The organism is Pseudomonas sp. HMSC066A08, assembly GCF_001813025.1.
GTDB classification, from domain to species: domain Bacteria; phylum Pseudomonadota; class Gammaproteobacteria; order Pseudomonadales; family Pseudomonadaceae; genus Pseudomonas; species Pseudomonas aeruginosa.
The window spans coordinates 45,030-64,560 of the sequence record NZ_KV811281.1; the positions used below are offsets into that span (position 1 = coordinate 45,030).

The window sequence follows — 19,531 nt, forward strand, 5'->3', positions numbered from 1 at the left end:
CTCACTCGCGCATGGCGAAGCAATGCCTGGCCTCGGGGAAGCGCCTTTCGCGCACGTCCTCGGCGAAGCGCCGGGCCGCCTCGTCGATTTCCCGGTCGAGGCGCGCGTAGCGTTCGACGAAGCGCGGTACCTGTTCGCCGCTTAGCCCGAGCAGGTCCTCGCTGACCAGTACCTGGCCGTCGCAGGCCGGCGAGGCGCCGATACCGATGCAGGGGATCGCCAGTTCTTCGCTAAGGCGACGGGCCAGCGGTTCGCCTACGCCTTCGATGACCACCGCGAAGGCGCCGCCGCGCTGCATGGCGAGGCCGTCGCGGCGTACCCGTTCGGCGCTTTCCGGGTCACGCCCCTGGGCCTTGAAGCCGCCCATGGCGTTGACCTGCTGCGGCATCAGGCCGATGTGGGCGAGCACCGGTATGCCACGGCGTACCAGGAAGTCCACGGTTTCTTCCATTTCCTCACCGCCTTCCAGCTTCACCGCCTGGGCGCCGCTGTCGGCCAGCAGGCGTGCGGCGTTGCGGAACGCCTGTCGGGGCGATTCCTGGTAGCTGGCGAACGGCAAGTCGGCCACCACGCAGGCGCGCCGGCTGCCGCGCATCACCGCCAGGGTGTGGGCGACCATCATCTCCAGGCTCACTCCCAGGGTGCTGGGCATGCCATAGAGCACCATGCCCAGCGAATCGCCGACCAGCAGCAGGTCGGCGTGCGGATCGAGGAGGCGGGCCATGGGCGTGCTGTAGGCGGTCAGCGCCACCAGGCTGCCGGCACCCTTGCGGCGCTGGATATCGGGAACGGACAGGCGATGTTGCGGGCGATGACTGCTCATGGCGTGGCTCCGGTTTGTCTATGGGGAGCCACACGCTACCATCGGCCGCGCACCGCTCACTCGACGGATGGGGACAACCGATGCCGCAAACGGGACAAGAACGCGACCTGCCGCGATTCCGCAGCCTGCCCTGCGCGGTGTACCTGCGCGCCTTCGAGATGCCCGCCGGGCACCGGGTGGAGATGCACGACCACCCCTGGGGCCAACTGATGTACGCCGCCAGCGGCACCTTGCGCGCCAGCACCGAGCGGCACAGCTATCTGGTGCCGGCGCAGCGGGCGCTGTGGATTCCGCCGGGCGTCCGGCACGCCGCGGAGGCTTGCAACCCTGTGCTGTTCCGCAGTCTCTACCTGGATCGTTCGCTGCCCGGCGGTTGCCGGGTACTGGAGGTGTCCGGCCTGCTGCGCGAACTGTTGCTGCGGGCGGCGGAGTTTCCCCGTGAATATCCGCCGGGTGGCGAGGCCGAGCGTCTCATGCAGGTGGTCGCCGATGAGGTCGGACGCCTTCGCGAGGCGCCGCTGAACCTGCCGTTGCCTGGCGACCCGCGCTTGCGCCGGATCACCGACGCGCTACAGGCGGATCCCGCCGATCCGCGTGGCATCGAGGATTGGGCGGGACTGGTGGGGGCTTCCCGGCGGACCCTGGCGCGGCTGTTCCGCGAGCAGACCCAGTTGTCTTTTCGCGAGTGGCGCCAGCGCCTGCGTCTGCTCAACGCGGTGGCCGCGCTGGAGGAGGGCGCCAGCGTGACGCGGGTGGCCAGCGACCTTGGCTACGACTCCACCTCGGCGTTCATCAGCCTGTTCCAGCGTCATTTCGGCCAGACCCCCGGTTGCTTCGCCCGCTCCCTGCGCTTGCCCAACTGAGCCGCATGCTTCAGGGTGCCGCCTGTCGGCGCAGGCTTGCCGCCTTGGCCGCGAGGTCCGGCCAGGCGGGCTTGCCGGCGAAACGCTCGCGCAGGTAGTTGGCCAGGGCGGCGACTTGCTGGTCGTCGAGGCTGTGGCGGAAGCCGGGCATATAGCCGAGGTCGCCGGTGGCCGGGCTGTGGATGCCGTCGAGGATGATCCGCAGCAGGTTGTCCGGGCTATCCGCATGCACATTGCTGTTCAGCGCCAGGGATGGGCGCACGCCGAAGAACCGCGGTCCGTCGCCGTCATGGTGGCAGGCCAGGCAGGCCCCGGCGAACAGGCGCGCGCCGCTGCCGCTGGGCGGCTGCACGCGGCCGTAGCCCTGCCGGTCGAGGCGTTGCGCCTGTTGCTGATCGGTTTCCCCGGCCGGGGCAGCGGCGTAGGAGGCAAGATAATGGGCCAGGGCCCGCAAGTCCTCGTCCGACTGCTTGGCCAGACCTTCGCCGACCACTGGCGCCATCGGCCCACTGGCGACGCCGTGGTAGGCCGAATAGCCGTGGCGGAGGTAGGCGTAGAGGGCCTCCTCGCTCCAGGCGATGGGTGCCGGCGAACTGGCGTTCAAGGCTGGCGCGGTCCAGCCCTCCGCCTCGCCGCCGGCGAAGTGCGCGCTGCCGGACTTTTCCGCGCCGAGCGCATTGCGCGGCGAGTGGCAGGCGCTGCAATGGCCAAGGGCTTCGGCGAGATAGGCGCCGCGGTTCCATTGCCGGTTGCGCGTTGGCTCGTCGCGGTAGGCGCCGGGCTTCAGGAACAGTAGGTTCCAGCCGGCCATCAATTGGCGTTGGTCGAAGGGGAACGGCAGCTGGTTGGCAGGCGTTTCGCTGTGCACCGCCGGCTGGCTCATCAGGTAGGCGTACAGGGCCTTCAGGTCTTCGTCGCGAGTCCTGGTGAAGGCGGTGTAAGGAAACGCCGGATACAGGTAGCTGCCGTCGCGGGCCACGCCGTGCCGCATGGCCCGCTCGAAGGCGGGGTAGGGCCAGCTGCCGATGCCGCTCGCGCGGTCCGGCGTGAGGTTGCTGCTGTAGATCGTCCCGAACGGCGTCGGCAAGGCCCGTCCGCCGGCGTTGCGCGGGCCGCCTTCGCGAGTGTGGCAGACCGCGCAGTCGCCGAGGGCGGCGAGGCGTTCGCCGCGGGCGATCTGCTCGGCGCTGAAGGGACCGGGTGTGCCTTCCAGTGGCGCGATGGCCGGTTGCCAGGCGTAGCCGAGGGCGAGGGCGGCGAGCGCGACGAGGCTGCCGGAGGCCCAGAGGCCGATGCGTGTTGCCTTTTTCATCTGTCAGTCATCCACTGCGCGGGGCGCCGCGGCGCCCCGGGGAAAAGGATCAGGCCTGCGCGCTGCGCAGCGCCGCGAGTACGCGTTCCGGAGTGAACGGCACCTGTCGCAGGCGCGCCCCGGTAGCGTCGAAGATCGCATTGGCGATGGCCGCGGCGCTGGGCACCGAGGCTGACTCGCCAGCGCCCATCGGCGGCTGCTCGGGTCGGTCGAGCAGCAGCACGTCGATCTCCGGCAGTTCGGGGAACCCGAGGATCGGGTAGCCGCCCCATTCCAGGCTGGTGACGCCGCGGCGGTCGAAGGTGGCGAACTCCTTGAGTACCCGGCTGGTGGACTGGATGACGTTGCCATGGACCTGGTGCCTGACCCCATCGGGATTGACCATCTGCCCGCAGTCATGGGCGACCCAGACCTTGGCGACGCGCACCGCGCCGTTCTCCGGGTTCACCTCGACGTCGACGATCCAGGCGGCCCAGGCGGCGCCGAAACCGGGAAACTTGCTGTGGAAGTAGCGCGCATAGGCGAAGCCGCGTCCCTTCAGCAAGCCGTCCCGGCGCGCCTCTGGGTTGGGGGAGGTGCGTGGCTGCCAGCCGGCGCGGGCGACCAGGGCGTCGATCAGCGCCAGGGCGCGCTGGTCGTCCAGGTAGCGGCGGCGGAAGACGATGGGGTCGATGCCGGCCAGGTGCGCCAGTTCGTCGGCGTAGGACTCATGGGCGAACACGTTCGGCAGCGCCGAGACGCCGCGCATCCAGGACGCGCGGACGATGGGGGCGGCGTCGTTGGCCACCACCCGCATCCGCGGGTAGCGGTATTGCGGGATCGCGGTGCGGTCGCCCATGTCGGCCACCTGTGGGGTGGCCTGGATCCGCCCGGTGAGGAGCAGGGCCAGGGTCGGCGCGCCGTTGGAGGGGTAGCAGGTGGCGAAGTCGTAGGCCGCCACCTGGCCTTGCTCGTCGAGGCCACCGCGGACCTCGATCAGTTGCGCGGTGCCTTTCGGTTCCCAGCCATGTTCCTGTTCGCGCATCAGTTGTACCCGCACCGGCCGGCCCACCGCCTGCGCCAGGAGCACGGCGTCGGCGCTGACGTCGTCGGCGCCGTTGCGTCCGTAGCAGCCGGCGGCTTCCATGCGGATCACCTCGATGTCCCCGGTCTCGCGCTGCAGCAGCCTGGCCAGGTCGTTGCGCAGGTCGTGCGGGTTCTGCGTGCCGGACCAGACGCGAGCGCGCTGCGCATCGACCTCGGCGAGGGCGCAGGAAGGGCCGATGGATGCGTGCAACTGGTAGGGCCAGACATAAGTGGCCGACAGCGGCCGGGCGATGCCCGCGAGGTGCTGCTCGAGACCGGGCGAGTCGTGCAGCGTGCGTGGCTTCTTCGGGTGCCGGCGAAGCGTGTCCTCGAGCCGGTCGGGCTGCAGTGGCGGCAGGCCCTGCCAGTCCTTCCAGCGCACCTTGAGCTGGCGCGCGGCGCGGATCGCCTGCTCCTCGCGTTCGCAGACCACGCCGACGAAGTCGCCGATCACGACCACCTTGACCAGCCCCGGCAGCCCGGCCACCGAGCTTTCGTCCACCGCCAGCAGGCCGCTGCCGAGCGGGGCGCTGACATCCGCGCCGGTATAGGGCGGGCGTACCACTCGCCCATGCAGCATGCCGGGCAAGCGCATGTCGTGGACATAGGTCAGTTGGCCGGTCAGCTTCGCCGGAATGTCCACCCGACGCACCGGCTTGCCGACCAGGCGGTACTCGCTGCGCGGCTTGAGCGGCGCCTTGCCGTCGATGTTCAGGTTGAAGCGCTGGCCTCGCAGCAACTCGCCGTAGCCGATCCGCCGCTGCGGATTGGCGGCGGCGAAGACCTGGCCGTTTTCGCTGCGCAGGCTGTCCGGATGCACCGGGAAATGGCTTGCGGCCTGGCGCAGGAGGAAACGCCGGGCTTCGGCGGCGGCCTGGCGCAGCGGCACGGCGCTGACCTGGATGCTGGCGCTGGCGATGGTCGGCCCCTGGTCCGGCGTGCGACGGGTGTCGCCGAGGATCATCTCGACCTGTTCGAACGCGACGTCCAACTCTTCGGCGACGATCTGCGCCAGTGCCGTGCGGATGCCGGTACCAAGGTCGACGTGGCCGCAGAAGGCGGTGACCTTGCCGTCCGCGGCGATGGCGATGAACGAGTCGACCTGGTCCAGCGGCAGGTCGGTGGCGCCCTGCTCGGCGAGGGCGAGCAGCGGGGCGGGCAGGTTGACGGTGACCAGCAGCAGGCCGCCGGTCTTGAGGAAGCCGCGTCGCGAGGGATTGGCCAGGCTCATGCCGGATGCTCCTCCTGACGCTCCTTCAGGCTCTCGGCGGCACGCCGCACGGCCTTGAGAATTTCCACATGGGTGCCGCAGCGACACAGGTTGTAGGCCAGTTCCTGGCGGATCTCGCCGTCGCTGGGGTTCGGGTTGCGATCCAGCAGCGCCTTGGCGGTCATCACCATGCCGTTGATGCAGTAGCCGCATTGGGCGGCCTGTTCGTCGATGAAGGCCTGTTGCAGCGGATGGGGATGGGCGGCATCGCCGAGTCCTTCGAGGGTAACCACCCGGCGGCCCACGGCGGCTTCCACCGGGGTGATGCAGGAGCGGGTGGCGACGCCGTCCATCACCACGGTGCAGGCGCCGCACTCGCCGAGGCCGCAGCCGAACTTGGGACCGTTCAGTTGCAGGTCGTTGCGCAGAACATAGAGCAGGGGGGTATCGGGGGCGACATCGAGGCGCAGGGACTGACCGTTGACGGTCAGGGCAAGGGCATCGCTCATGGCGGTTTCTCCCCATGCCGGCGGCATGGCTGTTCATCAGGCGGATATCCCGTCGGCCGTGCCTGGTAGCGTGCGGCTATGCGGGAGTTTGTTTGTATACAAACATGTTATGGACGCCTGCGGCGAACTGTCAATGGCAGGCCGCTACGACGAAAGGCGCAGCTACGGGCGACGCAACGCGGACAAAAGGATAGACCGCAAAGGCCTCAGATCAGGCGAGCGAGCAACGCGCGCAGGGTTTCCTGTTCTGGCGGGGAGAGGGGGGCCAAGGCCTGCCGGTTGATCTCGCGAGCGGCCGCCAGGCCGGCCTCGAGTTCGGCGCGTCCGGCAGGACTGAGGCTGACCAGCAGGCGCCGGCCGTCGTCCGGATCGGCGCTGCGCTGGATCAGTCCCCGTTTGTCCAGGCGCTCGACGACGCCCTTGATGGTCGCGGCGTCCATGGCGGTGAGCCGGCCGAGCTGGTTCTGCGGGCAGGGTCCGGTCTCGCCGAGGCGGACCAGGGCGGCCCACTGGGTGGGTGTCAGGCCGTTGCCGATGCCATTGGCGAACAACGCCGCATAGCGCTGGTTGGCTTGGCGCAGGATGAAGCCGATCTGGTCGTCGAGGCGGTACGGGGCGGTACGGGACATGCTGGACATCGATGGTGGCGTGAGGGCTTCATTCTAGCTCACGGCCGGTACCAGAGTGCCTCGCGCTGAAAAGGAGTTTTTCCTGGAAGATAGGGGTTTTTCAGCTCGATTATTCTCCGCTGCCGAAGGGCAAGCTTGCCCAGCCGCGTCTTGAAATGTCGCTCGAACAGCCGTTCGAAGCTACCGTCGGCAATCGCCTTCTCCAGGCCCTGGCGAATGGCCTCGGCCAGTTCCGGGCGTTGACGCGAAACGAAGAAATAGAAGGCCGCGGGGTAGTGCAGGGCCACGTGCTGGTCGATCGCCAGGTGCAGCCCGGCGCGGGAGGCGTCCTCCAGTTCTCCGTCGATCACTACGACCTCGCGGGGGAAGACCTCGAAGCGGCCGGCATCGAGCATGCGGAACAGGCTCTCGTAGTTCTGGCTGGTCTTCACCTCCAGGCCGTTGGCGCGCAGGATCGGTGTGTCGGCCCAGTCCTGACGCTGGCCGAAGCGCAGGCGGCGGAGATCGTCGAGGGTCCGCACCGAGGCCAGGAGATCCTTGTTGGCCGCGCTGACCAGGGGAATGCGCCAGCCGATCAGGCCGCGATAGATCGGAATGCGGATCGGCAGCAGGGTGTCTTCCAGGTCGTCGCGGGTCTGCGCCCACATCACCTGCAGGCCCGGATCGTCCTGCTCCAGGCGCAGCTGCGCACGGGACTGCGGCATGGGCTGCGCGCTGGGCTCCAGGCGGTAGTCGCCGCCGCTCCTGGCCAGCGCCAGTTGCAGCAGCTCGACGACGTAGGGTTCGGGGTTGCGCCCTTCGGAATGGCGCGGATAGATCACCCGTTCGCCAGCCCCGGCATGCCAGGCCAGCAGGCCGAACAGCAGGGCCAGCCAGCGGAGCGGCGAACCCTGGCCGAGCGGCAGCGGTCTATGTTCACTCAGGCCTATCAGGAGGAATGCCATGGCTGGCCCCCGTACTCGTGCCCTGTTTTCGACATTGTTCGCCCTGTCCCTGGTGACATCCTTGACCCATGCCAGGGATTATCGCTACAGCGACGCTCACGTGCACTATGTGGATTTCTTCCAGGAAAGCGAAGGCATGCCGCGCCTGCTGGAGGCAATGGACAAAGGCCGGGTCGACCACGTGATGCTCAGCGGCGTCGCGGTCGCCAAGAAATGGCACGAGGACGAGCCGAAGCGGCCGCGCTACTATGCTGGCGACGATGCCGGAGCCTATTGGTACAGCGCCACCGACGTGATCGTGGCGGCGGCGGTGAAATCCCTGCCAGCCGAGCAGCGGCGGCGCGTGCATCCGTTCCTGAGCGGTTTCAACCCGACCGACAAGAACGCCGACGCGCACATCCGTCGCATGCTGGAGCTGGACCCGGGACTCTGGCAGGGCATCGGCGAGATATTTACCCGTCACGACGACCTCACCGCGCTGACCTACGGCGACGTGCCGAGGGCCAACAACGAGGCGCTGGCGCGGGTCTATCACCTGGCCGCCGAATTCGACCTGCCGGTGTTGCTGCACGCCAACGTCACTTCCAAGCGCGAACGCAACCCGCTGTACCTGGCGGAAATCGAGGAGCCCCTGCGCAATCACCCGCATGTACGGTTCATCTGGGCCCATGCCGGGACCAGCATGGAGATCCATCGCCACCAGAAGAAACTGGACTTCCTCCTGCCGACCCTTCGGCGTCTGCTGCAGCGCTACCCGAACCTCTACATCGACCTGTCCTGGTCGGTGTTGCGCCCGTACCTGCTGGACGAGCAGGGCAAACCCGACCCGCAGTGGCTGGCACTGGTCGAGCGGTTTCCGCAACGCTTCATGCTCGGTTCCGATGTGGTCGGCCAGTTCGACAGCCTGCCCGAGCTGATGGCGAGTTTCGACCCGTTCCTCGATGCCTTGCCCGAGCAGGTCGCTCGCCAGGTGGCGCGGGACAACTTCCTGGCGGTGCTGCCGCGCCAGCCCGCCGATCCGCGAGGCGAATAACCCGGATTCGTCATCAGTCTGTCATGCCGGTGTCATAGGCTCGCGCCAGTCCCATCCAGGAGTGAGTCATGTCCTTCATCCGTTCTTGCATCAGTCGTTCCGTCTTCCTGCTCGGCGCCGGCGTCGCCGTGGCGGCGCAGGCCGAGGTGCGTATCGACGGCCCCATCGAATATGGCGTGTTCGAAAGCCGCTACCAGGATTTCCAGCCCGGCGAACGGGTATTGACCCGTAGCGAGCAGAACATCCAGCGGACCACCGAAGTCCCGGCCAAGCTCGGCACCAAGTTCGGCATGCGTTATCAACTCAGCGGCAAGCAGGAAGGCGATACGCCTTTGACGCTGCTCTACCTCACCCCGGGCGTGGTCACTCCGGATGGCCAGCGGCATGACAAGTTCGAAGTGGTGCAGAAGCTGGTGCCGGGTGCGCCGACCGATGTCATGGCCTACGAATTCACCGAGCCGCACGAAGTGGTGAAGGGCGAATGGCGGTTGATGGTGTTCCAGGGCGATCGCCTGCTGGCGGAGAAATCCTTCGACGTGCGCTGAGCGCGAGCCATGCAAGGCGCTGGTTTTCTTGTGTGGCGTGGATAACGCGGGGGCGCCATTCGCTCTACCGGGCAGGGTTGCCTGCGTGCGCTAGGGCGGATAACCGCCTGCGGTTATCCGCCGTTTTGGCGGCGTGCGCGCGGATGCCGACGGTAGCCTGTTCGTCCTTCGATCAGTCCCTGCTGACCCGGGTATCTTCCGCGGCGAGCGGACTGCCGTCGCCGGCGCGTACCTGCAGGCGCGGCACCGGTTGGCCGCTGCTGCGCTCGACCAGGCGGACATGGGATTCGTCCGGGTCGAAGAAATAGTCCTCGCCCCACTGCCGAAGCGCCACCAGCAGGGGGAAGAGCGCGCGTCCCTTGTCAGTCAGGCGGTATTCCTGGTGACTGCCGCTTTCGGCCGGGACCGCCACCATCACGCCGTGCTCCACCAGGTTGCGCAGGCGCGCCGCCAGGATGTTCTTGGCCAGGCCGAGGCTCTTCTGGAATTCGCCGAAGCGCGCCAGTCCTTCGAAGGCATCGCGCACGATGAGCATCGACCAGCCGTCGCCGATCACGTCCAGCGGGCGGGCGACTGGACAACTGGCTTGCTTGTGGCTGGTACGCTTGACCATCTGCGCGGCTCCGGAGGGGAGAGGATCGGGTTTCATGGTAAAACCCGGGCTCCACGCTGGGCAACCGGAGCAAGTGCGCCGCCGTGAGACGGCGCACGGCATGCTCAGACGACGAAGCGGGTGACCATGTTGTTCAGGTCGATGGCCAGTTGCGACAGTTCCTGGCTGGCGGCGGCGGTCTGGTTGGAGCCGGCGGACGTCTGCAGCGAGATGTCGCGGATGTTCACCAGGTTGCGGTCGACCTCGCGGGCCACCTGGGCCTGCTGCTCGGAGGCGCTGGCGATCACCAGGGTACGCTCGTTGATCTGGCCGACCCGCTCCGCGATCTCGTTCAGCGCCAGGCCGGCGGCTTCGGCGATCTCCAGCATGTTGCGGGCGCGTACGCTGCTGCTGTCCATGGCGCCGACCGCGGCGCCGGTGCCTTCCTGGATGTTGGCGATCATCTGCTCGATCTCGCGGGTGGATTCCTGGGTGCGATGGGCGAGGGCGCGAACCTCGTCGGCGACCACGGCGAAACCGCGGCCCTGCTCGCCGGCGCGAGCCGCCTCGATGGCCGCGTTGAGTGCCAGGAGATTGGTCTGTTCGGCGATACCGCGGATCACGTCGAGGACCTTGGAAATGTCCTGGGCCTTTTCCGCCAGGCCGCCGACCAGCGCCGAGGTATTGTCCACTTCTTCGCTCATCAGGCGGATCGCCTGGACCGTCTCCAGTACCCGCTGGCGTCCGTTCTGCGCCGATTGCTCGGAGGCGGACGAGGCGTCCGAGGTGGAGCTGGCGTTGCGCGCCACTTCCTCGACGGCGGCGGTCATCTCGTTGACCGCGGTGGCGGCCATCTGGATTTCGTCGTTCTGCTGGGTCAGCGAGCGGTTGCCCTGCTCGGTGACGGCGCTGAGTTCCTCCGCGGCGGAGGCCAGTTGGGTCGCCGAGCTGCCGATCTGCTGGATGGTCTGGCGCAGTTGTGCCTGCATGCCCTGGAGGGCGACCAGCAGCTTGGCCGGTTCGTCGCGGCCAGAGGTGTCGATGCGGCTGGTGAGGTCGCCGGAAGCGATCACCTCGGCCACTCGCAGCGCCTCGCCGATCGGCTGGGTGATGCTGCGGGTGAACAGCCAGGCCAGTACCACGGTAGCGAGGCCGGCGACCAGCAGTACGCCGATCACTGCGGCGAAGGCGCTGTCATAGACCTCGTCGGCCGTGTGGCTGGCCTGGCTGGCGCCCTTGACGTTGAAGTCGATCAGCGCCTGCAGTTGCTGCTGGGTGGCGCGGTACTGGTCGAGCAAGGTGCTTTCGGTGTACTGGCGGGTCTCTTCCAGCGGCTTGCTGCGCGACATCTGCACCAGGGTCTGCTGGCTTTGCAGGAGCGTCTGCCGGGTAGCCAGGTAGCGCTCGTAGATCGAGCGCTCGTCGGCACCACTGATCAGCCGCTGGTAGGCGCCCTCGCGATCGGTCAGTTCCTTGCCGATTTCCGTCATGCGGCTTTCCAGGAAGCGCTTGCTGCTGTCGTCCGCCGCCAGCACATGGGCCAGTTGCACCTGCCGCAGTTCGGCGAGCAGAACGTTCAACTCGGCGCTTTCGCGGACGCTAGGCAGCCAGTTGTCGCTGATGTCCGAAGAGGCTTCGTTGAGCGAACCCATCCGGTTCAGGGAAAAGATGCCGGTGATGACCAGCAGAGCGGTGATCAGGGCGAAACTCAGGGCGGCACGGGTCGCGATGGGCATACTGCTCAAAGACATGATGGCGGATTCCAGGGGGCAGGAAGAGGGACGGGGCTGACCAGTACTATCGGCAGGCAGGGCGGGAGGTTTAGCCCCGTTCATGCAGTCCGGGTAAAGAAACGCTGGGTACAAAAAAGCGCCCCGAAGGGCGCTTCATGCGGCGATGGAGGGATCAACCCTGCCAGCGCTTGAGGACCAGGGTGGCGTTGGTGCCGCCGAAGCCGAAGCTGTTGCTCATGACGGTATCGAGCTTGGCGTTCTCGCGGGTCTCGCGGAGAATCGGCAGATCGGCCACTTCCGGGTCGAGTTCGTCGATGTTGGCGGAGCCGGCGATGAAGCCGCCTTCCATCATCAGCAGGCAATAGATCGCCTCGTGCACGCCGGCGGCGCCCAGCGAGTGGCCGGACAGGCTTTTCGTCGAGCTGATGGCCGGCGCCTTGTCGCCGAACACTTCGCGCACGCCTCGGATCTCGGCGACGTCGCCGACCGGGGTGGAGGTGCCATGGGTGTTCAGGTAGTCGATCGGCGTGTCGACGGTGGCCAGCGCCTGCTGCATGCAGCGGATCGCGCCTTCGCCGCTCGGGGCGACCATGTCGTAGCCGTCGGAGGTGGCGCCGTAGCCGACGATCTCGGCGTAGATCTTGGCGCCGCGCTTGAGCGCATGCTCCAGCTCCTCGACCACCACCATGCCGCCGCCGCCGGCGATGACGAAGCCGTCACGCTTGGCGTCGTAGGCGCGGGAGGCCTTTTCCGGCGTGTCGTTGTACTGGGTGGAGAGGGCGCCCATGGCGTCGAACAGGCAGCTCTGGCTCCAGTGTTCCTCTTCGCCGCCGCCGGCGAAGACCACGTCCTGCTTGCCCAGCTGGATCTGTTCCATGGCCTGGCCGATGCAATGGGCGCTGGTGGCGCAGGCGGAGGAGATCGAATAGTTGACGCCCTTGATCTGGAACGGCGTGGCCAGGCAGGCCGATACGGTGCTGCCCATGGTGCGGGTCACGCGGTATGGGCCGATGCGCTTGACGCCTTTCTCGCGCAGGGTGTCGATGGCTTCCATCTGGTTCAGGGTGGAAGCGCCGCCGGAGCCGGCGATCAGGCCGGTGCGGGGGTTGGAAATCTGTTCCGGAGTCAGGCCGGAGTCCTTGATCGCCTGCTCCATCGCCAGGTAGGCGTAGGCGGCGGCATCGCCCATGAAGCGGAAGACCTTGCGATCGATCAGCTCTTCGAGGTTCAGGTCGACCGAACCGGAAACGTGGCTGCGCAGGCCCATCTCGGCGTAGGACGGATTGAAGCGAATGCCGGGCCGACCCGCACGGAGGTTGGCGGAAACGGTGTCTTTGTCATTGCCGAGGCAGGAAACGATGCCCAGACCGGTGATAACGACGCGACGCATGCGGATAACCCTTAGAAGCTGTCAGTGGAGGTGAACAGGCCGACGCGGAGGCCTTCGGCACTGTAGATTTCGCGGCCATCGACGCTGACGGTGCCGTCGGCGATGGCCAGGACCAGCGAACGATTGATCGTGCGCTTGATATGAATGTTATACGTGACCTTCTTCGCTGTCGGCAGAACCTGACCGAAGAACTTCACTTCGCCCGAACCCAGGGCGCGGCCGCGGCCGGGGTTGCCCTGCCAGCCGAGGTAGAAACCGACCAGCTGCCACATGGCATCCAGGCCCAGGCAACCGGGCATGACCGGATCGCCTTCGAAGTGACAGGCGAAGAACCACAGGTCCGGGTTGATATCCAGCTCGGCGACCAGCTCGCCCTTGCCATACTTGCCGCCGACATCGCTGATGTGAACGATGCGATCGATCATCAGCATGTTGGGGGCGGGAAGTTGCGCGTTACCCGGGCCGAACAGCTCGCCGCGACTGCAGCGCAGCAGGTCTTCTCGGGTGAAGGCGTGTTGTTTGGTCATGCGAGCTCCTCAAAAATCCCTGAACTGCAGGGTTGTGGCGGTTCGTCCAGCGGCCGTCGCGCCGGGTTATTGTATCGGCGTCGCAGCGGCAGCCTAGTCATAGACTGTTGCGTTGCGGTGAAAGTCACAGTGTCCGGCGAACAGATGTTCACTTTATTCCCGCGTCCGCCTGCCGCCCTTGTCGTAGATCATTCCGGCTCCCCTCGTCCGGTTTCGTTCGACGTCATGGGGAGTTCCGGCTGCGAGCCGATCCAGCGTTGCAGTATGCGTTGCAATTCCGCCCGTTTGAATGGCTTGGCCAGGTAATCGTTCATTCCCGCCTGCAGGCAGTTCTCCCGATCGCCCTGCAGGGCGTTGGCGGTCAGGGCGATGATCGGTACCTGCCGGCCGTTCTCCTGGGCCCTGATTTCCCGTGTCGCCGAGTAGCCGTCGAGCACCGGCAGGCGGCAGTCCATCAGGATCGCGTCGTAGCGCTGGCGCTCGGCGCTGCGCACCGCCTGGATACCGTCGGCGACCAGGGTGACGCGATAGCCGAGGCTGCGCAACATGGCTTCTATGACTGTCTGGTTCACCGGATTGTCCTCGACCAGGAGGATTTCCTGACCGGCGGCGACCGGGGCGGCGTCGCCGGCGGCCTGCTGCCGGTGCGCCGGCGACTGCTGGAAGGGCAGCGGAATCTCCAGGGTGAAGGTCGATCCCGAGCCTTCCTTGCTCTCTGCCTGCAGGGTGCCGCCCATCCGTTCCGCCAGGGTCCTGGCGATCGCCAGGCCGAGCCCGGTGCCGCCGTAGCGCCGGGAAATCGACGAATCCGCCTGCTGGAAGGCGTCGAACATATGTTCCAGGCGTTCCGGCGAGATGCCGATGCCGCTGTCGTGCACCGCGCAGGTCAGCCACAGTACGTCGTGATCGAGCGCCTGCCACTCCAGGCTGAGATGGATGGCGCCTTCCTCGGTGAACTTCAGCGCATTACCCAGCAGATTCACCAGGATCTGTCGGATCCGCGTCGGATCGCCGCAGACCTCGATATTCTCCAGGCCGGCCTGGATCTGCAATTCCAGCGCCAGTCCGCGTTGCTGGGCGCTGTGCTGGAACACCAGGGCGGAGCCTTGCACCAGTTCCAGCAGGTTGAAGGGGATGCACTCCAGTTCCAGCGCGCCGCGTTCGATCCTTGAGAAATCGAGAATGTCGTTGATGACCTTCAGCAGGTGTTCGGTAGACTCGGTGGCCAGCGCCGTGTACTCGGCCTGTTCGCGGGTCTGCTCGGTGGTTTCCAGCAGTTGCAGCATGCCCAGCACGCCGTTCATCGGGGTGCGGAGCTCGTGGCTCATCATCGCCAGGAAGTCGGACTTCGCCCGGTTCGCCTGCTCCGCTTCCTCGCGGGCGCTGATCAATTGGCCGATCGCCTGTTCCTGTTCCCGGCTCGCGCGGTCCAGTCCGCTGGCGAGATTGTTGATGTGACGGGCCAGGTCGCCGATCTCGCCATCGTCGAGGATCGGCAGGCTGGTCTTGTAGTCGCCGCTCTGGATCGCCTCGACCGCCTGGCCCATGGTGCTGATCGGCGCCGACAGGCGCTGCGCCAGGCGGCGCGCGACGAGGAAGGTGAGGATCAGGGCGAAGGCGGCCAGCAGGGCGGCCTTCAGGAGGATTTCCTGTTGCCGCTGGCTGAAGGCGTCGTTGGACATGCCGACCACCACCCGGCCGAGGTAGTCCTCGCCGGACTGGCCGTCGCCTTCGCTGGCGCCATCCAGCAGCGGGTCGCTGGCCAGGGCGATACGCTGGCGCTGGATGGTGGAGTGGAAGATGTCGATCGGCGCGGCGTTCTGCAACGCGCCGGGCAACTGTTCGACGTACACCAGGATATTGTCGTTGCGGTCGCGTACCTCGATGAAGCGCACATGCGGGGTGTCGAGGGTGGCCTGCAGCAGCTTCTGCAGCACGGGCGTGTTGCCGGCGATCACGCCGTATTCGGCGGCCGGCGCCAACTGGTCGGCGATCAACTGGCCGGTATGGGTCAGTTCCTGGCGCAGGTCCTGCAGGCGCGAGTAGGTGAAGTAGGCGGTGAGCAACAGGGTCAGCAACAGCGCCGGGCCCAGGCTGATCGCCAGCATGCGGGTACGGATGTCCCAGCCGTGGCGCTGGCTCATGGTTCTTCTCCTTCGGCGAGGCGCCGGCCGAGGTCGGCGTCGCTGGCCAGGTCGATACCCAGGGAACGGGCTACCTGCCGATTGCCGAGCACCTTGAAATGCCCTGGATAGAGGCTGAGGGGCCAGTGCCTGGGCGCCTGGCCGAGCAGTTCGTCGAGGGTGTCCAGCCAGTCCTCCTGGTCGCTGTAGCTGCTCGCCAGGCTGCCGGCCTTGACGAAGGCTGCGGTGGGGCCGAGCAGCGCGCGGTTCTTGGCGTAGCTGCCGAGCAGCAGGCTCTTGATGCTCTGCGAGTTGTACAGCTGTTTGTCGTCGATGCCGAGCAGCAGGTCACTATTGCCGAGCAGGAACTGCAGCGGACGCGGGTCGTCGTTGCCGCTGCTGCTGGCGACGAACAGCTGGAGCCCCTGGCTGCGGGCCTCGCGGCGAAGCTCGTCGAGGAGGAATTCGCTGTCCTTGCCGTAGAGCACGCCGATGCGTTGGATGCCCGGCAGGATCAGGCGCGCCAGGCGGAGCTGGCGGGACGCCGGCGGGTCGCTCCAGAGTACGCAGAGACCTCCGACGCCGTGTCCGCCATGTCCGTTGGCGCCTGGCAGCAGGCGCTGGCCATCGACCCGGTTGAGCAGCAACGCCAGGGTCGGCGGCGCCCGATGCTGGCGTAGGCGCCAGGCCAGGGCCTCGGGGCCGAGCAGGAGCAGGCGGGTGTCGTCGGCGAAGACCATCCCCTCCGCCAGGGCCGCGGGCGTGCGCAGTTCCACCTGGTCCTGCGGCCGTCGCTGCGCCAGGGCATCGCGAAAGGCGTTCACCGCGGCCCCCTGGTTGGCGCTGACCAGGACCAGTTGTGCGGCCTCGCCGACATGCGGGAGACAGCAGAAGACGAGCGCGAGCAGCGTCTGGAAAGCCCGGCGGGCGGGGCGCAAGCGACGCATCTAGAACGTCACCTCGGCGCTGAAGTAGAGCAGGTGGCGGCTGTCGTAGCGGTTGTCGGGAAAAGTCAGCGGTTCGTCGTCGAGACGCTGCTGGAGCACGCCGGCCAGTTCCAGGGCGGCCTTGCCCAGGGGAATGCGCTTGGCCAGGCGCAGGTCGACGCGTTCGAAACGATGTCCATTGAGCGAGTCGTCGCCATAATAGAAGAGGGCGCTGGACCAGCCTTGGCCCCAGTCGTGCATCCAGCCGGCCGAGCCGCCGTGGCGGGCGGTCAGGCGCCGGTCGTAGCGACTGGTGGCGTCGTAGTCGAGATAGGCGTAGGTGGCGCGCAGGCGGTCGCGCAGGCCCAGGCGCCAGTCGAGCTGGCCTTCCGCGCCGGAGAAGCGGATGCGATCGCCGTTGTCCGGGCTGAAGTCGACGACGCTGAGCGGATCGCTGATCAGTCCGGTGATTTCCTCGTGGAACAGGCGTACATCCACGGCCAGCCCGGTCTTGCGGAAAAAACCGTTGTAGCCGATCTCGCGCGAACGGGTGTGTTCCTTGCCCAGGTCGCCGGGGCCGTGGGCGCTGGCGAAGTAGTAGGCTTCGCTCTGCCCATAGGGCGCCGGTGTCAGGTGGCGGACCCGGTAGCGCCAGTCGACGTCGTTTTCGTACATGCCCGGCGACCGCACCGCCTCCGAATAGACCGCGCGCAGGCTGTGCTGGGGGTTGAACAGGTAGTTCACCGCCAGCCGCGGGCTGAACGAACTGCCGGAGCCCTCGACGTCTTCGAGCATCCCGCCGCCCTGCAGCAGCCAGTGTTCGCCGGCATGCCACTCCAGCTGGCTGAACAGCCGCCAGATCTGGCTGCTGACCCTGCCGCCGTAGAAGGTCTCGGAGTTTGCCTGGTCGTAGCGGTAGCTCAGGCCGTTCAGCAGGCGCAGGTTGTCGCCCAGGCTGAGGGTGTCCTGCATCTCCAGGTCGTAGCGGCTTTCCCGGATGTTGCGGTCGACCCGTCCGCAGACCGGGCGCAGTTCGCCGTTGCGTAGCTGGTCGAGGACCTGGGTCGCCAGTTGCAACTCCTGGGCGCTGCCGGGCGGCAGCCGGGTCGGATCGTCGGCGAACCTGCGCAGGTAGTCCGGGTTCAGTTCCCAGAGCTGCGCCAGTTGCGGGCTGAAGGCAATGGCCGCCTCGCAGGCGTTCCATTCCTGCCGGCGCTCCCAGTGCTGCGCGTAGCCTTGTATATAGAAGCTGTGGCGCGGGTCGAGGTCGACATTCCAGCGCAGCGAACCGGCATAGTCGTGGGCGAGCGTATCGGAGTTGTCGATGTCGTCGGGAACCTGGGGAAACGGCGAGCGGTAGGCGTAGGGGTGCTGGTTCGAGCCTTCCTTGGCCGCCAGTTGCCACTCCAGGCTCTGGTTCGGCGCCAGGCTGTGGCTGGCGTTGAGGTTGAAGCGGCTGAGCCGGCGGCCGTCGCGCAGGGCGTGACCGTCGTGGTCGCGGTCGAAGCCGTCGTCTTCCTGGCCGGACAGCGACAGGCGGAAGTCGCTGTCTTCCAGGGCGATGCTCTGGCTGGCGTACCAGTCGCGGATGCCGCGCTGGCCCGCCGTGTACTTCAGGCGCGTGCCGGGCGACTCGCCGGGGGCGCGGGTGATGATGTTGATCACCCCCATCAATGCGTTGGCGCCGTAGCTGACGGTATTCGGCCCACGGAACACTTCGATCCGCTCGACATCCTCGAGGGCCAGCGGCAGGTCGCTCCAGTCGACGCTGGCAAGGCCCGGGCGGTACACCGAGCGGCCGTCGATCAGCACCTGCAGGCGCCGCGCCCCCGACATGCTGGTGCCGTGGTAATTGACCGTGGGCTGGTTGCCGGACAGGTAGCCGACCATCATACCCGGGACCAGGCGCATCAGTTCGGGAATGTCGCGGGCGCCGCTGGCGACGATCAGCTCGCGGTCGAGCACGCTGATGCTGCCGGGGACTTCCGCCGGGGATTGTTTCAGGCGTGTCGCGGTCAATACTTCGGGAACGCCGCTGGGATCGTTGAACAGGTCGGCGGCCGCCAGCTTGCCGCCGAACAGCAGGGCCAGCAGGGTCAGGGAGACGGAAGCACGTGAAGCGATGGGCACGGAACGACCTTGTTCTCGATAGGTATTGTCTGGCCCGGGCATGGTAAACGAGGCGCGGGCTTTTGCCAGCGCCGGCGTCAAGACTGGTCGGCCGGCTGGCCGACCGTATAATGGCGTGATTGCCGCGTGGCGGCCAGAAATGGATGAATCATGACAGAGCAGCAACCGATTGCCGTGCTCGGCGGCGGCAGTTTCGGCACCGCCATCGCCAACCTGCTGGCCGAGAACGGCCAGGCGGTCCGCCAGTGGATGCGCGACCCGGAGCAGGCCGAGGCGATCCGCAGCCGACGCGAGAACCCGCGCTACCTGAAAGGGGTCAAGGTACATCCCGGGGTCGAGCCGGTCACCGACCTGGAGCGTACCCTGGCCGATTGTCAGCTGATCTTCGTCGCCTTGCCCTCCAGCGCCCTGCGCAAGGTCCTGCAGCCACACCAGGCGGCATTGACGGACAAGCTGCTGGTGAGCCTGACCAAGGGCATCGAGGCGCACACCTTCAAGCTGATGAGTGAGATCCTCGAGGAAATCGCCCCGCAAGCCCGCATCGGAGTGATTTCCGGCCCGAACCTGGCGCGCGAGATCGCAGAGCACGAGCTGACCGCCACGGTGGTCGCCAGCGAGGACGACGAGCTGTGCGCCCGCGTCCAGGCGGCCCTGCACGGCCGCACCTTCCGCGTATACGCCAGCCGCGACCGCTTCGGCGTGGAACTCGGCGGTGCGCTGAAGAACGTCTACGCGATCATGGCCGGCCTGGCCGCGGCGATGGACATGGGCGAGAACACCCGCAGCATGCTGATTACCCGCGCGCTGGCGGAAATGACCCGGTTCGCCGTCAAGCTCGGTGCCAACCCGATGACCTTTCTCGGCCTCGCCGGCGTCGGCGACCTGATCGTCACCTGTTCCTCGCCGAAGAGCCGCAACTACCAGGTCGGCCACGCCCTCGGCGAGGGGCTCAGCCTGGAGGAGGCGGTATCGCGCCTGGGCGAGACCGCGGAGGGTGTGAACACTCTCAAGGTACTCAAGGAAAAGTCCGACGAGATGCAGGTGTACATGCCGCTGGTCGCCGGTCTCCATGCGATCCTCTTCGAAGGCCGCACCCTGGCGCAGGTGATCCAGTTGCTGATGCGCGGCGAGCCGAAGACCGACGTCGATTTCATTCCCACCACCGGCTTCTGACGAG

The 19,531-nt window shown here is 67.2% G+C and carries 17 protein-coding genes; 4 read left to right on the top strand and 13 right to left on the bottom strand.

The genetic code is table 11. The annotated features are described in order from the left end of the window. Window position 1: 1 nt before the first annotated feature. Complete coding sequence (gene panB, locus HMPREF2886_RS07015) at window positions 2–823, bottom strand: 3-methyl-2-oxobutanoate hydroxymethyltransferase (protein ID WP_003087450.1); 822 nt, start codon at window positions 821–823, stop codon at window positions 2–4. A gap of 80 nt (window positions 824–903) precedes the next feature. Here panB and HMPREF2886_RS07020 point away from each other — a divergent pair, with 80 nt between their 5' ends. After that, window positions 904–1,686 (top strand): AraC family transcriptional regulator, encoded by a 783-nt coding sequence (locus tag HMPREF2886_RS07020; RefSeq protein WP_039027194.1) that lies wholly within the window; start codon window positions 904–906, stop codon window positions 1,684–1,686. 10 nt (window positions 1,687–1,696) lie between these two features. Here HMPREF2886_RS07020 and HMPREF2886_RS07025 read toward each other — a convergent pair whose 3' ends face one another. The 5 genes from HMPREF2886_RS07025 to HMPREF2886_RS07045 all read right to left on the bottom strand — a co-directional run bounded on the left by HMPREF2886_RS07025 (window position 1,697) and on the right by HMPREF2886_RS07045 (window position 7,355). Then, window positions 1,697–2,998, bottom strand: a complete 1,302-nt coding sequence (locus tag HMPREF2886_RS07025; RefSeq protein WP_070747003.1) for a cytochrome c — start codon at window positions 2,996–2,998, stop codon at window positions 1,697–1,699. 49 nt (window positions 2,999–3,047) lie between these two features. Then, window positions 3,048–5,294: a xanthine dehydrogenase family protein molybdopterin-binding subunit gene (locus HMPREF2886_RS07030; RefSeq protein ID WP_070747005.1), complete on the bottom strand. Its 2,247-nt coding sequence runs from the start codon at window positions 5,292–5,294 to the stop codon at window positions 3,048–3,050. Beyond that, complete coding sequence (locus tag HMPREF2886_RS07035) at window positions 5,291–5,782, bottom strand: (2Fe-2S)-binding protein (RefSeq protein WP_033973249.1); 492 nt, start codon at window positions 5,780–5,782, stop codon at window positions 5,291–5,293. Before HMPREF2886_RS07035 ends, HMPREF2886_RS07030 begins: the two co-directional genes overlap by 4 nt. Before the next feature lie 206 nt (window positions 5,783–5,988). Next, on the bottom strand, window positions 5,989–6,411 hold the full coding sequence (locus HMPREF2886_RS07040) for a MarR family winged helix-turn-helix transcriptional regulator (protein WP_033973284.1): 423 nt from the start codon (window positions 6,409–6,411) through the stop codon (window positions 5,989–5,991). A gap of 38 nt (window positions 6,412–6,449) precedes the next feature. Continuing rightward, complete coding sequence (locus tag HMPREF2886_RS07045) at window positions 6,450–7,355, bottom strand: substrate-binding periplasmic protein (protein ID WP_033973247.1); 906 nt, start codon at window positions 7,353–7,355, stop codon at window positions 6,450–6,452. On the opposite strand from HMPREF2886_RS07045, the gene HMPREF2886_RS07050 reads away from it, so the two are divergent. Continuing rightward, on the top strand, window positions 7,354–8,388 hold the full coding sequence (locus HMPREF2886_RS07050; protein ID WP_033973246.1) for an amidohydrolase family protein: 1,035 nt from the start codon (window positions 7,354–7,356) through the stop codon (window positions 8,386–8,388). The two genes, HMPREF2886_RS07045 and HMPREF2886_RS07050, sit on opposite strands and share 2 nt — an antisense overlap. 68 nt (window positions 8,389–8,456) lie before the next feature. Next, window positions 8,457–8,933, top strand: a complete 477-nt coding sequence (locus HMPREF2886_RS07055) for a DUF3859 domain-containing protein (protein ID WP_033973245.1) — start codon at window positions 8,457–8,459, stop codon at window positions 8,931–8,933. A gap of 172 nt (window positions 8,934–9,105) precedes the next feature. Here HMPREF2886_RS07055 and HMPREF2886_RS07060 read toward each other — a convergent pair whose 3' ends face one another. From HMPREF2886_RS07060 to HMPREF2886_RS07090, 7 genes are all read right to left on the bottom strand, one after another. Further along, window positions 9,106–9,546, bottom strand: coding sequence for a biofilm oxidative stress transcriptional regulator BosR (locus HMPREF2886_RS07060; RefSeq protein WP_058178082.1), 441 nt, complete (start codon window positions 9,544–9,546; stop codon window positions 9,106–9,108). Window positions 9,547–9,650: 104 nt separating this feature from the next. Continuing rightward, window positions 9,651–11,276: a methyl-accepting chemotaxis protein gene (locus HMPREF2886_RS07065; RefSeq protein ID WP_070747007.1), complete on the bottom strand. Its 1,626-nt coding sequence runs from the start codon at window positions 11,274–11,276 to the stop codon at window positions 9,651–9,653. Between the two features lie 154 nt (window positions 11,277–11,430). Beyond that, complete coding sequence (gene fabB, locus HMPREF2886_RS07070; protein WP_033973243.1) at window positions 11,431–12,648, bottom strand: beta-ketoacyl-ACP synthase I; 1,218 nt, start codon at window positions 12,646–12,648, stop codon at window positions 11,431–11,433. A gap of 11 nt (window positions 12,649–12,659) precedes the next feature. Further along, on the bottom strand, window positions 12,660–13,175 hold the full coding sequence (gene fabA, locus HMPREF2886_RS07075) for a 3-hydroxyacyl-[acyl-carrier-protein] dehydratase FabA (protein ID WP_003087475.1): 516 nt from the start codon (window positions 13,173–13,175) through the stop codon (window positions 12,660–12,662). Window positions 13,176–13,363: 188 nt separating this feature from the next. Further along, the gene (locus tag HMPREF2886_RS07080; protein ID WP_057388308.1) at window positions 13,364–15,319 is read right to left on the bottom strand and encodes an ATP-binding protein; all 1,956 of its coding nucleotides are present in this window, start codon (window positions 15,317–15,319) and stop codon (window positions 13,364–13,366) included. Beyond that, window positions 15,316–16,074, bottom strand: a complete 759-nt coding sequence (locus tag HMPREF2886_RS07085) for an ABC transporter substrate-binding protein (protein ID WP_003120435.1) — start codon at window positions 16,072–16,074, stop codon at window positions 15,316–15,318. Before HMPREF2886_RS07085 ends, HMPREF2886_RS07080 begins: the two co-directional genes overlap by 4 nt. A gap of 171 nt (window positions 16,075–16,245) precedes the next feature. Beyond that, window positions 16,246–18,354: a TonB-dependent receptor plug domain-containing protein gene (locus HMPREF2886_RS07090; RefSeq protein WP_083318530.1), complete on the bottom strand. Its 2,109-nt coding sequence runs from the start codon at window positions 18,352–18,354 to the stop codon at window positions 16,246–16,248. A gap of 150 nt (window positions 18,355–18,504) precedes the next feature. Between HMPREF2886_RS07090 and HMPREF2886_RS07095 the strand changes: the two genes are divergently transcribed. Next, window positions 18,505–19,527 carry an NAD(P)H-dependent glycerol-3-phosphate dehydrogenase gene (locus tag HMPREF2886_RS07095; protein WP_033973238.1) on the top strand — a complete coding sequence of 341 codons (1,023 nt, stop codon included), beginning with the start codon at window positions 18,505–18,507 and terminating at the stop codon, window positions 19,525–19,527. Window positions 19,528–19,531 lie beyond the last annotated feature (4 nt).

Excerpts from the sequence above, each read along its gene's own strand:
- HMPREF2886_RS07025 (WP_070747003.1), bottom strand. The coding sequence starts at position 2,998 with ATGAAAAAGGCAACACGCATCGGCCTCTGGGCCTCCGGCAGCCTCGTC.
- HMPREF2886_RS07055 (WP_033973245.1), top strand. The coding sequence starts at position 8,457 with ATGTCCTTCATCCGTTCTTGCATCAGTCGTTCCGTCTTCCTGCTCGGC.
- HMPREF2886_RS07065 (WP_070747007.1), bottom strand. The coding sequence starts at position 11,276 with ATGTCTTTGAGCAGTATGCCCATCGCGACCCGTGCCGCCCTGAGTTTC.
- HMPREF2886_RS07040 (WP_033973284.1), bottom strand. The coding sequence starts at position 6,411 with ATGTCCCGTACCGCCCCGTACCGCCTCGACGACCAGATCGGCTTCATC.
- HMPREF2886_RS07030 (WP_070747005.1), bottom strand. The coding sequence starts at position 5,294 with ATGAGCCTGGCCAATCCCTCGCGACGCGGCTTCCTCAAGACCGGCGGC.
- HMPREF2886_RS07035 (WP_033973249.1), bottom strand. The coding sequence starts at position 5,782 with ATGAGCGATGCCCTTGCCCTGACCGTCAACGGTCAGTCCCTGCGCCTC.
- HMPREF2886_RS07060 (WP_058178082.1), bottom strand. The coding sequence starts at position 9,546 with ATGGTCAAGCGTACCAGCCACAAGCAAGCCAGTTGTCCAGTCGCCCGC.
- HMPREF2886_RS07080 (WP_057388308.1), bottom strand. The coding sequence starts at position 15,319 with ATGAGCCAGCGCCACGGCTGGGACATCCGTACCCGCATGCTGGCGATC.
- HMPREF2886_RS07045 (WP_033973247.1), bottom strand. The coding sequence starts at position 7,355 with ATGGCATTCCTCCTGATAGGCCTGAGTGAACATAGACCGCTGCCGCTC.
- fabA (WP_003087475.1), bottom strand. The coding sequence starts at position 13,175 with ATGACCAAACAACACGCCTTCACCCGAGAAGACCTGCTGCGCTGCAGT.
- HMPREF2886_RS07095 (WP_033973238.1), top strand. The coding sequence starts at position 18,505 with ATGACAGAGCAGCAACCGATTGCCGTGCTCGGCGGCGGCAGTTTCGGC.
- panB (WP_003087450.1), bottom strand. The coding sequence starts at position 823 with ATGAGCAGTCATCGCCCGCAACATCGCCTGTCCGTTCCCGATATCCAG.
- HMPREF2886_RS07020 (WP_039027194.1), top strand. The coding sequence starts at position 904 with ATGCCGCAAACGGGACAAGAACGCGACCTGCCGCGATTCCGCAGCCTG.
- fabB (WP_033973243.1), bottom strand. The coding sequence starts at position 12,648 with ATGCGTCGCGTCGTTATCACCGGTCTGGGCATCGTTTCCTGCCTCGGC.
- HMPREF2886_RS07050 (WP_033973246.1), top strand. The coding sequence starts at position 7,354 with ATGGCTGGCCCCCGTACTCGTGCCCTGTTTTCGACATTGTTCGCCCTG.